The organism is Arenimonas sp. (genome assembly GCF_036275555.1).
Lineage (GTDB): Bacteria > Pseudomonadota > Gammaproteobacteria > Xanthomonadales > Xanthomonadaceae > Arenimonas.
Genome location: NZ_DASUDO010000033.1, coordinates 31,816 through 47,633 on the forward strand (window position 1 = coordinate 31,816; position 15,818 = coordinate 47,633).

13 protein-coding genes are annotated in these 15,818 nt (G+C 69.2%); 8 read left to right on the top strand and 5 right to left on the bottom strand.

From position 1 onward, the window contains the following. Window positions 1-65: 65 nt before the first annotated feature. Window positions 66-287, bottom strand: a complete 222-nt coding sequence (locus tag VFV21_RS08940) for a hypothetical protein (protein WP_329669084.1) — start codon at window positions 285-287, stop codon at window positions 66-68. Between VFV21_RS08940 and VFV21_RS08945 the strand changes: the two genes are divergently transcribed. After that, on the top strand, window positions 286-1,473 hold the full coding sequence (locus VFV21_RS08945) for an alpha/beta hydrolase (protein WP_329669085.1): 1,188 nt from the start codon (window positions 286-288) through the stop codon (window positions 1,471-1,473). The genes VFV21_RS08940 and VFV21_RS08945 overlap by 2 nt on opposite strands. Before the next feature lie 6 nt (window positions 1,474-1,479). Here VFV21_RS08945 and mnmE read toward each other — a convergent pair whose 3' ends face one another. From mnmE to rpmH, 4 genes are all read right to left on the bottom strand, one after another. Continuing rightward, window positions 1,480-2,811: a tRNA uridine-5-carboxymethylaminomethyl(34) synthesis GTPase MnmE gene (gene mnmE / locus VFV21_RS08950; protein WP_329669086.1), complete on the bottom strand. Its 1,332-nt coding sequence runs from the start codon at window positions 2,809-2,811 to the stop codon at window positions 1,480-1,482. A gap of 174 nt (window positions 2,812-2,985) precedes the next feature. Beyond that, window positions 2,986-4,719: a membrane protein insertase YidC gene (yidC, locus tag VFV21_RS08955; protein WP_329669087.1), complete on the bottom strand. Its 1,734-nt coding sequence runs from the start codon at window positions 4,717-4,719 to the stop codon at window positions 2,986-2,988. A gap of 51 nt (window positions 4,720-4,770) precedes the next feature. Further along, entirely contained in the window at window positions 4,771-5,208 is a 438-nt protein-coding gene (rnpA, locus tag VFV21_RS08960; protein ID WP_329669088.1) for a ribonuclease P protein component, read from the bottom strand. A gap of 50 nt (window positions 5,209-5,258) precedes the next feature. Then, complete coding sequence (rpmH, locus tag VFV21_RS08965) at window positions 5,259-5,399, bottom strand: 50S ribosomal protein L34 (protein WP_026817103.1); 141 nt, start codon at window positions 5,397-5,399, stop codon at window positions 5,259-5,261. 178 nt (window positions 5,400-5,577) lie between these two features. On the opposite strand from rpmH, the gene dnaA reads away from it, so the two are divergent. The 7 genes from dnaA to VFV21_RS09000 all read left to right on the top strand — a co-directional run bounded on the left by dnaA (window position 5,578) and on the right by VFV21_RS09000 (window position 15,722). After that, window positions 5,578-6,903, top strand: coding sequence for a chromosomal replication initiator protein DnaA (gene dnaA, locus VFV21_RS08970; protein WP_329669089.1), 1,326 nt, complete (start codon window positions 5,578-5,580; stop codon window positions 6,901-6,903). Window positions 6,904-7,137: 234 nt separating this feature from the next. Then, a complete protein-coding gene (dnaN, locus tag VFV21_RS08975) occupies window positions 7,138-8,238 on the top strand; it encodes a DNA polymerase III subunit beta (RefSeq protein WP_329669090.1) in 1,101 nt (366 codons plus the stop codon). A gap of 91 nt (window positions 8,239-8,329) precedes the next feature. Further along, window positions 8,330-9,412 carry a DNA replication/repair protein RecF gene (gene recF / locus VFV21_RS08980; RefSeq protein WP_329669091.1) on the top strand — a complete coding sequence of 361 codons (1,083 nt, stop codon included), beginning with the start codon at window positions 8,330-8,332 and terminating at the stop codon, window positions 9,410-9,412. A gap of 128 nt (window positions 9,413-9,540) precedes the next feature. Then, the gene (gene gyrB / locus VFV21_RS08985) at window positions 9,541-11,988 is read left to right on the top strand and encodes a DNA topoisomerase (ATP-hydrolyzing) subunit B (protein ID WP_329669092.1); all 2,448 of its coding nucleotides are present in this window, start codon (window positions 9,541-9,543) and stop codon (window positions 11,986-11,988) included. Continuing rightward, window positions 11,966-13,072 (top strand): CPBP family intramembrane glutamic endopeptidase, encoded by a 1,107-nt coding sequence (locus VFV21_RS08990; RefSeq protein ID WP_329669093.1) that lies wholly within the window; start codon window positions 11,966-11,968, stop codon window positions 13,070-13,072. The genes gyrB and VFV21_RS08990 overlap by 23 nt, the downstream gene beginning before the upstream one ends. 73 nt (window positions 13,073-13,145) lie before the next feature. Next, the gene (locus tag VFV21_RS08995; RefSeq protein WP_329669094.1) at window positions 13,146-14,747 is read left to right on the top strand and encodes a UUP1 family membrane protein; all 1,602 of its coding nucleotides are present in this window, start codon (window positions 13,146-13,148) and stop codon (window positions 14,745-14,747) included. 3 nt (window positions 14,748-14,750) lie between these two features. After that, window positions 14,751-15,722, top strand: a complete 972-nt coding sequence (locus VFV21_RS09000; protein WP_329669095.1) for an alpha-L-glutamate ligase-like protein — start codon at window positions 14,751-14,753, stop codon at window positions 15,720-15,722. Window positions 15,723-15,818: the final 96 nt, after the last annotated feature.

The following is a 15,818-nucleotide window of genomic DNA, read 5'->3' on the forward strand; positions in this document are numbered from 1 at the left end:
ATCCGCCGCACAGATTCAGGCCATATCGGCCGAAGCGGCCGCCAGCATCGTCCGGGCCGGGTATTTCAGGGGAAACGCATGCGCGGGATCGGCGTCGGGTTCATCTTGGCGGGAATGCTGCTGGCCGCCGGCTGCAGCAGCCTGCCCCGGAAGGACGGCCCGCCGCAGGCGCCGACCGCCTCGGCACCGCCGCCGGCCATGGCGCCACCGCCACCGCCACCGCCGCCGCCACCGCCCCCGCCGCCGCCGCCTCCTCCTCCGCCGCCGTCACCCGATGAGGCGGCCATGGCCGCGGAGCTCGCCGCCCGGGAGGCCGCGCAGCGTGCCGAAAGCCAGCAGCGCGCCGACGTTGGCCGCGCCGCGGCCGAACGCGACGCCGCGGCGAGGGCGGAGCGGGAACAGCGCCAGGCCCGCCTTCCCTCCCGCGATGGCATCCCGGAGAACGCCATCGACCCGGAGAAGAAGTACGCCACGCTGCGCGTCTTCTATGCGACCGATCGCGCCGCCGCCCTCGACTTCGCCAACACGCCCGTCGCCGATCGCTACGGCGGGGCGCGCGGCAAGCTCGAGTACGGCGTGGCGGAAGTCAGCATCCCCGCCGCGCACAAGCCGGGCGTGCTGGAGACCCCGTCCGTCTGGCGCTTGGAGTTCACCGAGGATCCGTCCCGGCACGTGGTGCTGATGTCGCTGCAGCGGCGCTCCCGCGCGCTGTTCTTCCAGGAGTTGTCCCAGCGCGTGGCCCGCTCGGAGGGAAGCAACGCCTTCCTGTTCGTGCACGGCTACAACGTGTCCTTCGCCGATGCCGCGCGCCGGACGGCGCAGATGTCGTACGACCTGTCCTTCGACGGCGCATCCGTCTTCTACAGCTGGCCCTCCCAGGCCTCGCTGCCGGGCTACACCATCGATGAATCCAACATCGAGTGGTCGACGACCCACATCAAGGATTTCCTGGTGGACTTCGCCGAGAAATCCACCGCCGACAACCTGTACCTGATCGCGCACAGCATGGGCAATCGCGGCCTCACCCGCGCGCTGCAGGCGCTGGTGCTGGAGCGGCCCGACCTGCGCGGCCGCTTCCGCGAGATCATCCTGGCCGCGCCGGACATCGATGCCGAGGTGTTCCGCCGCGACCTGGCGCCGGCGCTGCGGCAGGCGGGCAAGCGCGTCACCCTGTACGCGTCCTCCAACGACCTGGCGCTGAAGGCCTCGAAGCAGGTGCACGGCTACGCCCGCGCGGGCGACTCGGGCGACGGCCTGATCGTGCTGCCCGGCATCGAGACCATCGATGCCTCGGGCGTGGACGAGAGCACGCTGGCGCACTCGTATTTCGTGGAGTCGAAGCCGGTGATCCGCGACATCCTCGACCTGCTGCTGCGCAGCCTGCCCGCCGGACGCCGCGAGGGCCTGGTCGTCGACCAGCATGCGGGTGGCACCTTCTGGCGTTTCCGCGAGGCGCGCCTGGCCGAGCCCTGAGCGCTGCTACTTGCCGATGCAGAAGTCGGCGAAGATGCGGCCGAGCAGGCCGTCGGCATCCACGCGCCCGGTGATTTCGCCCAGCGCGTCCTGGGCCTGGCGCAGTTCCTCGGCCGCGAGTTCGCCCGCGCCGTGGTGCAGCTGCGCGGCGGCCCGCGCCAACGCCTCGGCCCCGCGCCGCAGGGCGTCGACGTGGCGGGCGCGGGCGCTGAAGCTGCCTTCCGCGCCATCGCCCAGGCCCGCCGCTTCGCGCAGTGCCGCGCGCAGCGCATCGAAGCCGGCGCCGCTGCGTGCCGACAGCCACAGGTGGCGGCCGTCGGCGCGCGTGGCCGGCGCGGGCACGGTGTCCAACAGGTCGGCCTTGCTGTGCAGCCACAGCACCGGCACGCCGGCGGGCAGCGGCAACGCATCGGTCCCGGTTGCGGTGGCATCGACGACGGCCAGCACCAGGTCGGCCTTCGCCAGCTCCTCGCGGGCGCGGCGGATGCCTTCGCGCTCCACCACGTCCGGCGCATCGCGCAGGCCCGCGGTATCCACCAGCGTGAGCTCGATGCCGTCGATGCGGATGCGCTCGCGGAGCAGGTCGCGGGTGGTGCCCGGCACGTCGGTGACGATGGCGCGGTCTTCGCCGGCGAGGGCGTTCAGCAATGAGGACTTGCCGGCGTTCGGCGCGCCGGCGATCACCACGTGCAGGCCGTCCACCAGCCGGCGGCCGCGCTCGGCGGCGGTGCGCAGGGCGTCGAGCTGGCCGGCGACGCGCTGCAGTTTTTCCTGAAGCTCGGGCGCGGCCAGGAAATCGATTTCCTCGTCCGGGAAATCCAGCGCCGCTTCGATCCAGACGCGCAGGCCGGTCAGGCCTTCGACCACGGTGTCCACGCGGCGCGAGAACTCGCCCTCGAGGGAGCGCCGCGCGGCGCGCGCCGCGGCTTCGCTGCCCGCCGACACCAGATCCGCCACGGCCTCGGCCTGGGCCAGGTCGAGCCGGCCCTCGAGGAAGGCGCGCTCGGTGAACTCGCCCGGCCGCGCCGGCCGCGCGCCCAGCGCCAGGCAGCGGCGCAGCAGTTGGCCCAGCAGCACGGGGCTGCCGTGGCCCTGCAGCTCCAGCACGTCCTCGCCGGTGTAGGACTGCGGGCCGGGGAAGAAGATCAGCAGCCCGTCGTCAATCACCGCGCCGTCGGCATCGCGGAAGCGCAGGTAGTGCGCATGCCGCGCCTCGGGCGGCTTGCCGAGCAGCGTCGCCGCGATCGCCCGGCAGCCCGCGCCACTCAGGCGCACGATCCCCACGCCCGCCGCCCCGGCCGCCGTCGCAATCGCCGCTATCGTCTCGCGCTGGGTCATTGAGGGCCTTTTGGACGCGGATTAACGCGGATAAGAGCGGATAGAGCAATGGTACGCAAAGAGCAGGGGGGTGAAAGAAAAGGGGAGGCACGTCGTGCCTCCCCTTTGCTTGTCTCTTCAAGTGCCAACCGCTCTATCCGCTCTTATCCGCGTTAATCCGCGTCTAGAAAAGCCTTACTTCGCAACGGCCGTACCGGCAGCCGGCTTGTCGCCGTGGCGCTTGGTGATGACGTACTGCTGGGCGAGGCCGAGGATGCCGTTGGTGCACCAGTACAGCACGAGGCCGGACGGGAAGAAGGCCATCATCACGCCGAACACCAGCGGCATGAAGGTCATGATCTTCTTCTGCATCGGGTCCATGCCCGGGGTCGGCGTCATCTTCTGGGTGAGGTACATCACCACGAGGTTGATTACCGGCAGGATGAAGTAGGGATCCGGCGCGGTCAGGTTCTGGATCCAGCCCAGCCACGGCGCCTGGCGCATCTCGACGCTCTCGAGCAGCATCCAGTACAGCGCGATGAAGACCGGGATGGTGATCAGGATCGGCAGGCAGCCGGCGGCGGGATTGACCTTCTCCTTCTTGTAGAGGTCCATCATCGCCATCTGGAACTTCTGCTTGTCGTCGCCGTAGCGCTCCTTGAGCGACTCGATGCGCGGCTGGATCGCGCGCATCTTGGCGAAGCTCTGGTACTGCTTGGCCGACAGCGGGTACAGGATCAGCTTGATGATCAGCACCGTCAGGATGATCGCCCAGCCCCAGTTGCCGGTCAGGTCGTGCAGCGGCTCGAGCACCCAGTCGAACATCGGCTGCGCGAGGAAGGTAAAGATGCCGTAGTCCAGCGTCAGCTTCAGGCCCGGCGCGAGCTCCTGCATCTGCTCCTGCAGCTTCGGGCCGACCCACAGGCGCGACTCGCGCGTCACCGAGAGTCCCGGGCCGACTTCGATCGGGGCGCTGACGCCACGCACCAGGTAACGCGGCGTGGCGCCCGGCAGCGCGCTGATCGTGAAGCGCTGCGCTTCGTTCTCGTTCGGCACCCAGGCCAGCGCGAAGTGGTGCTGCAGCATCGAGATCCAGCCACCGGTGACCTCGCGGTTCTGCGGGCCGTCCTCGAAGATGTCGGGGATCTTGTACTTCTCGAAGCCTTCTTCCGGGCTGTACCAGGCCGCGCCCACGAAGCTGAAGGCCTCCGGGTTGGTCAGGCTGGAGGTGCGCGGGGTCGGCGGCGGCGGCACGCGCTGCAGCTGCTCGTAGGCGGCGCCGCGCCAGGCCTGGCTGCCTTGGTTGGTGATTTCCTGGCGCACGGTGATGGCGTAGGAACCGCGCTCAAGCACCAGCACCTTGCGAACGCGCAGGCCGGTAGCGGGGTCTTCCCAGACCAGCGGGACCTCAAGCTCCTGGCTGCCGTCGGCCAGCGTGTAATTGCTACGGCCGTCCTCGGTGCGGAACATCGCTTCATGGCTGGGTGCGGTGCCTGCATTGGCCACCAGGCCGGACTGCGCCACCGAGAAGTGCAGGGCGTCGGTGCCAAGCAGGCGCACCACCACGTCCGGCTTGTCCTTGTTGACCGGGTAGGCCAGCAGGTCGGCACCGACCAGGCTGGCGCCGCGCGGATCCACCTGCAGGCGCAGCACGTTGGTGGTGACGGTGACCAGGCCCTGGGTGGGCGCGGCCACGGTGGCCGAGGGCACTTCGCCCGGCACGCTGGGTACCGGGGCGGCGTCGATCGAAGGCACGGCGGCGGCATCGGGCACGTCGGCACCCGACGGGATCGCGTCGGCGGCGGGGGCGATGGCCGCGGAGGCAACCGGCGGCGGCGCCGGCTGGGCCGGACCGCGGCTCCATTCCATGAACAGGAGGGTGGCGACGGCAAGCCAGGCGATCAGCAGGAAGGAGCGGGTCTGGTTCATGGGCAGGCTGCGGGCGCCGGCGTGGGGCCGGGGCCGGGCACGGGGTCTCGGTCAGGAATCGGAGGCGGGGCGTTCGGACGCGCCCGGGGTGGCCGGCATTGTGCCGGGCGGGGGCGCGGGCTTCAACGACCGGGCGCGTTCAAACAGCTGCAGGAACTGCGCGCGAAGCTCGTCATTGCCTAGCTTGCTGGCGCCGGGCTGTGCGATCAGCACGTAGTCGCCGGGCGGCAAGTGCCCGCGCTCGTGTCGGAAGAATTCGCGGGCCAGGCGCTTGATGCGGTTGCGGCCGACGGCGCGCTTGTCGACTTTCTTGGACACGGCAACGCCGAGCCGAGGCACGGTGGCATCGGCCCGGACGTGGGCATGCAGCTTCAGCTGGGGGCTGGAGAGCCTTCGTGCCCCTTTGAAGACCGCCTGGAATTCGGCGGAAGCGCGCAGGCGCGCGCTCGGGGGGAAGGACTTCGTCGTGGCGGGCGGGAGCGTGTTCACGGTCCCTGCAATGGCCCGCGGGTTGCCGCCGGCAAGCCGGCGGCGACGCGTCAGACGGCCAGGCGGGCCCGGCCCTTGGCGCGGCGGCGAGCGAGGATCTTGCGGCCGTCGGCGGTCTTCATGCGGGCGCGGAAGCCGTGGTCACGCTTACGCTTGAGGTTGCTGGGCTGGTACGTGCGCTTGGTGGCCATGGTGGCACCCCGGTTAAGTTTTGGGCGGAAAAGACCGGGGACTATAGCGGCCCGGCCCCGGGCCCGTCAAGCCAATCTCGCGTGGCGGGCTTGGCTCCGCGGCGCTAGACTCCCTCCCCCCGACCACTTATCCACAGCGGCGCCCTGGCGCCACTGTTCCCCGGACTTTCGCTTGAACATGGATGCTGCCTGGCCCCGCTGCCTGGAACGACTGGAAGCCGAACTGCCGGCTGAAGAGATACACGCCTGGCTTCGGCCGCTGCAGGCCGAGGCCCGCGCCGACGGGCTGACGCTCTACGCACCCAACGCCTTCGTGGTGGACCAGGTGCGCGAGCACTACCTGGACCGGATCCGCGAGCTGGTGGCGCATTTCGCCGGCGGCCCGGCCCCGGTCGCGCTGGCCGTGGGCTCGATCAAGCGCGCCGAGGCGCCGATGGCCGGCACCGCGCCGGCGGCGGCCCGCCCGGCGCCCGCGGCGGCCTTCGCCGGCAACCTCGACGGCCACTACACCTTCGACAACTTCGTGGAGGGCCGCAGCAACCAGCTCGGCCGCGCCGCCGCGCTGCAGGTGGCGCAGAACCCGGGCAAGGCCTACAACCCGCTGCTGCTGTACGGCGGTTCGGGCCTGGGCAAGACCCACCTCATGCACGCCGCCGGCAACCTGATGCGGCAGAACAACCCGGGCATGCGCGTGCTGTACCTGCGCTCCGAGCAGTTCTTCAGCGCAATGATGAAGGCGCTGCAGGAAAAGTCGATGGACCAGTTCAAGCGCCAGTTCCAGCAGGTGGACGCGCTGCTTATCGACGACATCCAGTTCTTCGCGGGCAAGAACACCACGCAGGAGGAGTTCTTCCACACCTTCAATGCGCTGTTCGACGGCAAGCAGCAGATCATCCTGACCTGCGACCGCTACCCGCGCGAGGTGGAGAACCTCGAGACGCGGCTCAAGACCCGCCTGACCTGGGGCCTGAGCGTGGCGATCGAGCCGCCGGATTTCGAAACGCGTGCGGCCATCATCGCCGCCAAGGCGGTCGAGCGCGGGGTGAAGCTGCCCGACGACGTGGCCTACCTGATCGCCAAGCGGATGCGCTCGAACGTGCGCGACCTCGAGGGCGCCCTCAACACGCTGGCGGCGCGCTCGAACTTCATGGCGCGGCCGATCACCGCCGAGTTCGCCCAGGAGACCCTGCGCGACCTGCTGCGGGCGCAGCAGCAGGTGGTGTCCATCAGCAATATCCAGAAGACCGTGGCAGACTACTACCAGCTGCGCATGGCGGACCTTTTGTCCAAGCGGCGAACGCGCTCTTTGGCGCGTCCGCGGCAGATGGCGATGGCCCTGTCCAAGGAACTCACCGAGCACAGCCTGCCGGAAATCGGCGATGCCTTCGCGGGCCGGGACCATACGACCGTGATGCACGCCTGCAAGGTCATGCGCGAACTGCGCGAGATCGACGGCAAGCTGCGGGAGGACTGGGACAAGCTGCTGCGCAAACTGAGCGAGTAACACCTTGCGCCTGGCCGGGTAAGCGTTGGGGACGGCCTGTGGACAAGCTGGGGACGCCTTTGGGGCCCGAAAGTTATCCACAGTTTGTGCCACCCTGTCCCGAAGCTGGCACACAGGCTTGGCGGTACGAATAAAACGTTTTGAATCAGTGGGTTGGATGAGTTATCCGGAGATTTTCGGCCCTCCACCACCACCACTTTTTTAAATATCCACTCTTGGAGCTTGGGGATCCGCATGCGTTTCAGCCTGACGCGAGAAGTCCTACTCAAACCCCTTCAGCAGGTCGTGAACGTGGTCGAGCGTCGCCAGACGCTGCCCGTGCTGGCCAACCTGCTGGTCAGCGTCGAAGGCAGCAAGCTGTCGATGACGGGCACCGACCTCGAGGTCGAGATGGTCGCCCGTTCGGACGTGGACGACGCCCAGCCGGGCGAAACCACCATCCCGGCGCGCAAGCTGTTCGAGATCGTGCGCGCCCTGCCCGACGGCAGCCGCGTCACCCTCAGCCAGACCGGCGACAAGGTGACGGTGCAGGCCGGCCGCAGCCGGTTCACCCTGGCCACCCTGCCCGGCAATGATTTCCCGGCGGTCGAGGACCTCGACCTGGTCGAGCGCATCCGCGTCCCCGAAGCCGCCCTGAAGGAGCTCATCGAGCGCACCGCGTTCGCCATGGCCCAGCAGGACGTCCGCTATTACCTCAACGGCCTGCTGCTGGACCTGCGCGAAAACTCCCTGCGCTGCGTCGCCACCGACGGCCACCGCCTGGCCCTGTGCGAGGCACCCCTGCCCTCCGGTGCCCAGACCCGCAAGCAGATCATCCTGCCCCGCAAGGGCGTGCTGGAGCTGCAGCGCCTGCTGGAAGGCGGCGATCGCGAGGTCGAGCTGGAAGTCGGTCGCAACCACCTGCGCATGCGCCGCGAGGACGTCACCTTTACCTCCAAGCTCATCGACGGCCGCTTCCCGGACTACGACGCCGTGATCCCGATCGGCGCCGACAAGGAAGTGAAGGTCGATCGCGAGGCACTGCGGGCCGCGCTACAGCGTGCGGCGATCCTGTCGAACGAGAAGTACCGCGGCGTGAAGCTGGAAATCAGCCCGGGCCAGCTGCGCATCGTCGCGCACAACCCGGAGCAGGAAGAGGCCCAGGAAGAAGTCGAGGCGGAAACCAAGGTCGACGGCCTGGGCATCGGCTTCAACGTCACCTACCTGCTCGACGCCCTCACCGCCCTGCGGGAGGAGTTCGTGATCATCAACCTCCGCGACGCCAACTCGTCGGCCCTCGTCCGCGAGGCCAGCCACGAGCGCAGCCGCCACGTGGTGATGCCGCTGCGCCTGTGACCGGCCCGTTTCCCGTGGCACCCTGCCGCCCGGCCCTCGCCGGGCGGCTTCGTTTCTGGCGTCCGGCGGCGCCGGACCGGGCGGGGGTGTCATGCGCCTGACCCGGCTGGACATCCGCCGCCTGCGCTGCCTGCAGCAGGTGGATTTCCGCCCTGCCCCGGGCCTTAACCTGGTGACGGGCGGCAATGGCGCCGGCAAGACCAGCCTGGTCGAGGCCATCCACCTGCTGGGCTACGGTCGTTCCTTCCGGGGCCGGGTGCGCGATGGCCTGATCAGGACCGGCAGCCCGAACCTCGAACTCTATGCGGAATGGCTGGACGGCCAGGGTCGCACTCGCCGCGCCGGGCTCCGCCACGGCGGCAGCGACTGGGAGGCCCGGCTGGACGGGGCGCCCGCGCCCAGCCTGACCGAGCTCTGCGCCGAGCTGGCCGTGGTCACCTTCGAGCCCGGCAGCCACGAACTGATCGCCGGGGGTGCGGAACACCGCCGCCGGTTCCTGGACTGGGCCCTGTTCCACGTGGAACCGGCCTTTCTTCCGGTCTGGCGCCGCTATGCCCGGGCACTGAAGCAACGCAACGCCCTGCTCAAGCGCCAGCCGGCCCCCTCGGCCCTGGCCCCGTGGGATCGGGAGCTGGCCGAGGCCGGGGAATCCCTCAGCCGCCTGCGCGGCGACTATCTGGAGCGGCTGGAGCCGGTGCTGGCGAGCACGGCCCGGGAGTTCCTGCCGGAGCTGGGGGAGGCCGGCCTGCGCTTCCTGCCGGGCTGGCGCCGCGAAGACAGCCCGCTGGAAGATGCCTTGCTGCTGGCTCGGGAGCGCGACGTCGCCCTGGGCTACACCAGCCTGGGCCCGCATCGCGCCGACTGGCGGGTGGACTACGTCGGCCTCCCTGGCCGGGAGGCCCTTTCGCGAGGCCAGGAGAAGCTCACCGCCCTGGCCTGCGTCCTCGCCCAGGCCCGCGCCTTCGCCGCCGACAAGGGCGAATGGCCCCTGGTGTGCCTCGATGACCTGGCCTCGGAGCTGGACCAGGCCCACCGCCACCAGGCCCTGGCGTCGGTGCTCAGCTCCGGTGCCCAGGTGATCCTGACCGCCACCGAGGCGCCGGATGACCTCGCGGGCGCCCTGGCGCCACAGAAGCGGTTCCACGTGGAACAGGGCCAGCTCTGCGAGGGCTGAGGCCCCGGGCAGGGCGGCGCACCCCGCCCTCACGCGCTATACTCGCCACACCTTATTTATAGGCGCGCCGCGGCCTCTCCGGGAGCCGCCCGGGCGCCGGTGTGGCCCAACGCGAGACAAGATTGGCGATGACCGACGAACCGATTCAGCCGCAGTCCCCGAACAACACCTACGACTCCAGCAAGATCACCGTGCTCCGTGGCCTGGAGGCCGTCCGCAAGCGTCCGGGCATGTACATCGGCGACGTGCACGACGGTACCGGCCTGCACCACATGGTGTTCGAGGTCGTGGACAACGGCATCGACGAGGCCCTGGCCGGCCACTGCGACCACCTGGTCGTGACCCTGCACAACGACGGCTCGTGCTCGGTGTCCGACAACGGCCGCGGCATCCCGACCGACATCCACAAGGAAGAGGGCGTCTCCGCGGCCGAGGTCATCATGACCGTGCTGCACGCCGGCGGTAAGTTCGACGACAACAGCTACAAGGTGTCCGGCGGCCTGCACGGCGTCGGCGTCTCGGTGGTCAACGCGCTCTCGTCCAGGCTCTGGCTCGACATCTGGCGCGACGGCAAGCACCACCAGCAGGAATACGCGGTCGGCGAGCCGGTGTATCCGCTCAAGGTCGTCGGCCCGTCCAGCAAGCGCGGCACCGAGCTGCGCTTCCTGCCCAACGCCGAGATCTTCACCGACACCGAGTTCCACTACGACATCCTGGCCAAGCGCCTGCGTGAGCTGAGCTTCCTCAACTCGGGCGTCAAAATCGAGCTGATCGACGAGCGCGGCGAAGGCAAGCGCGACCTGTTCGAGTACGAAGGCGGCATCCGCAGCTTCGTCGAACACCTCGCCACCCTAAAAACCCCGCTGCATCAAACAGTTATCTCTGCTTCAGGTGAAAAGGACGGCATCGTGGTGGACATCGCGGTCCAGTGGACCGACGCCTACCAGGAAACGATGTTCTGCTTCACCAACAACATCCCGCAGAAGGACGGCGGCACCCACCTGCAGGGTTTCCGCGCCGCGCTCACGCGCACGCTGACCAATTACATCGAGCAGAACGGCATCGCCAAGCAGGCCAAGGTGGCCCTGTCCGGCGACGACATGCGCGAAGGCATGATCGCCGTGCTCTCGGTGAAGGTGCCCGACCCCAGCTTCAGCTCGCAGACCAAGGAAAAGCTGGTCTCGTCCGAAGTGCGCCCCGCGGTCGAATCGGTGATCGGCCAGAAGCTGGAGGAATTCCTCCAGGAACGTCCGAATGAAGCGCGCGCGATCGCCGGAAAGATCGTCGACGCCGCGCGCGCGCGCGAAGCCGCGCGCAAGGCCCGCGACCTCACCCGCCGCAAGGGTGCGCTCGACATCGCCGGCCTGCCGGGCAAGCTCGCCGACTGCCAGGAAAAGGATCCGGCGCTCAGCGAACTCTTCATCGTCGAGGGTGACTCGGCCGGCGGCTCCGCCAAGCAGGGCCGCAACCGCAAGACCCAGGCGATCCTGCCGCTCAAGGGCAAGATCCTCAACGTCGAGCGCGCGCGTTTCGACCGCATGCTGGCGTCGGCCGAAGTGGGCACGCTGATCACCGCGCTCGGCACCGGCATCGGCAAGGACGAGTACAACCCGGACAAGCTGCGCTACCACCGCATCATCATCATGACCGACGCCGACGTCGACGGCTCGCACATCCGCACCCTGCTGCTCACCTTCTTCTACCGGCAGATGCCGGAGCTGATCGAGCGCGGCCACGTCTACATCGGCCTGCCGCCGCTGTACAAGATCAAGCAGGGCAAGAACGAGATGTACCTCAAGGACGACGGTGCGCTCAACGCCTACCTCGTCAACAACGCGGTCGAGAACGCGGAGCTGCGCCCGGGCGAGGGCCTGCCGGCGATTTCCGGCGCGGCGCTCGAGAAACTGCTGCTCGACTTCGTCGCCGCGCGCGAGACCATCGCCCGCTTCGCGCACCGCGTCGATTCGCCGGTGCTCGAGACGATGCTGGAGATGCCGCCGCTCACCGCGGAAGATTTCGCCGATGAGTCCCGCCTCGCGCCCTGGTGCCGCGAACTCGAGAAGCGCCTCAACGCCACCGGCCTCGGCCGCGCGCGCTACGTCTTCTCGATCCAGCCCGCCAGCGACGACGGCCACGCCGGCGCGCTGGTGGTGCAGAAGCAGCACCACGGCCTGGCCGCGACGCAGGTGCTCGCCGCCGCGCAGCTGCTGGGCGGCGAGCTGCGCCAGGTCAACGAAATGGCCGGCACGCTCAACGGCCTGCTGCAGCCCGGCGCCACGCTCGTGCGCGGCGGCAAGAGCCAGCCCGTCTCCAACTTCGTGCAGGCGCAGGAATGGCTGCTCGAGGAAGCCAAGAAGGGCCGCATGATCCAGCGCTTCAAGGGCCTGGGTGAAATGAACCCCGAGCAGCTGTGGGAAACCACGGTGAATCCGGAAACGCGCCGCCTGCTGAAGGTGCGCATCGAGGACGCCGTCGCCGCCGACCAGATCTTCGCCACGCTGATGGGCGACGTGGTCGAACCGCGCCGCGAGTTCATCGAGGACAACGCGCTGCGTGTCGCCAACCTCGACGTCTGACGACGCCGCGAGTTCGCTCCGCCACCGCATGCTGCGCTGGTGGCGGGGCACGCCGTTCCGCGGCGCCGTGCTGGACCTGCTGCTGTACTTCGGCGCGACGCTCGCGCTGACCATCGCGTTCGCCACGCCGCTGGTGCTGCAGTTCCAACGCGAACAACCCTACGGCCCGCAGCGCGTGCAGCTGGTGTTCCAGCCCTGCGAAGCCGAACGCTGGAACGAAGCCGCGGTGAAAGAGGTATTCGCGCGCCAGGGCGAACTCCGGCCCGCGCGCGCGTCCGACGGCAGCCCGATCCCGAAGTTCATGAACGTGCTGAAGCTGCCGCACGAGGCCGAGGGCGCGCACGAACCCGCGGTGCTCGGTTACTTCGAACTGCATCCGCACACCGGCCACCGCCCGCACATCGACGGGCCGGCACTGGCGGAAGCTGCCGGTTGCCCGGTCACCGAGATCCGCGTGTCGCCGCTGGCCAGCCTGGTCGATGCGATGCAGTCCCTTCCGCAGCGCCTGGCCAGCCCGCTGGTGATCCTGGCGCTGTCTGCCTCCGGCCTCGCGGCGCTGCTGGTGTGGTGGGTGCGCGGGCGCGCGCTGCCCTCGCTGCCGGCGCCAATGCCGCTCGGCCGCGCCCTCGCGCTGGCGGTGGTTGCCGGCGTGTTGCTGCAGGCCGTCGCCACCGGCCTGTTGCTCGGCCTGCGCAAGCTGGGCCTGCCGCTGGAGCCCAGCAACCTCGAACCCCTGATGGCCCTGATCAACGAACGCCCGGTCATCGCCTTCCTGCTGGTGGCCGGGGTCGCGCCGGTGGGCGAGGAACTGTTCTTCCGGCACGTGCTGCTGCGGCGCTTCGCCCTGGCCGGGCGGGCGGTCACCGGGCTGGTGGCCAGCGCCGTGGTCTTCGGCCTCCTGCACGAACTCACGGCGGGCAACGGCGGCCGCCTCGCACAGCTGGCCATGGCCGGGATCTACGTGGCGATGGGCCTGGCCTTCGGGCTGCTCTACCTCCGGACCGGGCGCTTCGCCGCGGTCGCGTTGGCGCACGGGGTAGGCAACGCCGTGGCGCTGGGCCTGCTGGCGTATTCGACCTCCTGACTACGGGGTTACACTTGCGCCTCGCCGCCGGCCGGGGAAAACCGGCGGTTCCCGGAACCCGAACTGGATACCCATGAGCAAACGCCACCTCTACCTGCTGGCCTTCTCGATCATCGCGATCGCGTGCGCGGCCATGTACTACAAGTGGAGCGTGCTCAAGTTCCCGCTGCAGCCGGATGCGCAGGTGCAGGTGTGGACGGTGCAGGCGCACGTCGAGTACCAGCCGCGCGCGGCCGCCAACGCGGTGACGCTGCAGATCCCCTCCTACACGCCCGGCTTCGCGGTGCTCGACGAGCGCTTCATCGCCCGCGGCTACTCCAAGCTCGAGTCGTCGAACCCGGAAGGCCGCGAGGTGCAGTGGGCCAACCGCCGCGTCGTCGGCGAGCAGGACCTCTACTACCGCGCCACGATCGTCCGCAGCCAGGAGCAGGAGCAGGCGCTGCTCGATTTCGATCCGGTCATCCCGTCGCCGCCCGAGCTCGAGGAGCCCTACGTCACCGCCGCGGACAGCCTGCTGCTGCAGGTGCGCGAGGGCTCGATCAACAACGTCACCTATGCCCGCGAATTGCTCCGCCGGCTCGGCGAAGCCACGCCCAGCGAGGAAGTGGCCCTGCTGTCCGAGCGCTATGGCGCCGACGAAAGCGACCGCGCCTATTTCGCCGTGCAGCTGCTGGCCCGCCGCAGCATCCCCGCGCGCGTGATCCACGGCATCCAGCTGACCGACGAGCCGCGCGAAGGCGAGGGCCGCCTGCAGCCGTGGCTGATGGTGCACGACGGCCTGGCGTGGACCATCATCGATCCGCGCACCTTCGCCGAGGGCCTGCCGTCCGACCTGTTCCTCTGGAGCAGCAGCGACCGCCGCGTGCTGCAGATGGAAAGCGAGGCCGCCGCGTCGCTGATGTTCTCGGTCAGCCGCAACTCGGCCGACGCCATGGCCATCGCCGAGCGCCGCCTCGAGGTGCAGGACGCCAACCTCGTCCGCTACTCCCTGCTCAGCCTGCCGCTGCAGGCGCAGGACACCTACCGCGTGCTGCTGATGGTGCCGATCGGCGCCTTCATCATGCTGCTGCTGCGCAACCTGGTCGGCGTGAAGACCTACGGCACCTTCATGCCGGTGCTGATCGCGCTCGCGTTCCGTGAAACCGCGCTGGTGGCCGGCATCACCCTGTTCGTGCTGGTGGTCGGCTTCGGCCTGCTGGTGCGCTTCTACCTCGAGCGCCTGCGGCTGCTGCTGGTGCCGCGCCTGACCGCCATCCTGATCCTGGTGGTGCTGCTGATGGCCGCGGTCAGCGTGCTGTCGAACCGCCTGGGGCTGGAGGTCGGCCTGTCGGTGGCGCTGTTCCCGATGGTGATCATGGCCATGACCATCGAGCGCATGTCGGTGGCCTGGGACGAGCGCGGCGCCGGCACCGCCATCCGCGAAGGCGTGGGCACCCTGATCGTCGCCGCGCTGGCCTACCTGGTCATGAGCTGGCGGCCGCTCGAGCACCTGGTGTTCGTGTACCCGGAAACCCTGCTGGTGCTGTTCGCCTTCGCGCTGCTGCTGGGCCGTTATTCGGGCTATCGCCTGAACGAACTGTTCCGTTTCCGCGCCTTGGCACGCGACCCGGATCCGATCACGCCCCCGCCGTCGCCGGCCGACGCCACCGACACCGCGTCCTCCGGCAAGGTCTGAGCCATGGGCTGGTTCAACCCCTTCCGCGTCGCCAAGCGCCTCCGACAAATCGGGCTGATGGGCATCGGCCAGCGCAACGCGCACTACGTGCTGATGCACAACCCGCGCAAGTTCTACCCGCGCGTGGACGACAAGCTGTTGACCAAGAAACTGGCGCTGCAGGTCGGCCTGCCGGTGCCCGACCTGTATGCGGTGGTGCGCGAGGAACACGAGATCGCCGAGCTGCACGAGAAGCTCAAATCCCGCGACAGCTTCGTGGTCAAGCCGGCGCACGGCTCCGGCGGCGACGGCATCCTGGTCATCTCCGGCCGCCGCGGCGACAAGTACCGGCGCGCCAGCGGCTCGCTGATGACCCGCGACGAATTCGAACACCATCTTTCGAACGGTCTCTCCGGCCTGTTCTCGCTCGGCGGCCAGCCCGACCACCTGATCGTCGAGTACTGCGTGCAGTTCGACCCGATCTTCGACAACGTCAGCTACAAAGGCGTTCCGGACGTACGCATCATCGTTTTCCTGGGCTATCCGGTGATGGCGATGATCCGGCTGCCCACGCGTCTGTCGGATGGCAAGGCCAACCTGCACCAGGGCGCGATCGGCGTCGGCATCGACATCCCGACCGGCAAGACCAAGCGCGGCGTGTGGGGCACCGAAATCATCCGCGAACACCCCGACACCGAGCACAGCATCGTCGGCCTCGCCATCCCGCACTGGCGCGACCTGCTGCAGATGGCTTCGCGCTGCTACGAACTGTCCGGCCTCGGCTACGTCGGCGTCGACTTCGTGCTCGACCGCGACAAGGGCCCGATGATCCTCGAGCTCAACGCCCGCCCTGGCCTCGCCATCCAGATGGCGAACGGCAACGGCCTCGAGCACCGCCTGCGCAAGGTCGAGGCACTGCGCGACCGCGGCGCGCTGTCGAAGGATCCGGCGGAGCGGGTGCAGTTCGCCATCGACAATTTCCCCACCACCGGCTGAACGGCGCCCGCGCCTTTCACGCCGATTTAAGACCCGGGCCGCCGGCAGCGGTCAAGCTTCGCCCAAGAGAAATGGATACGGGGGCGAACGGTCCGA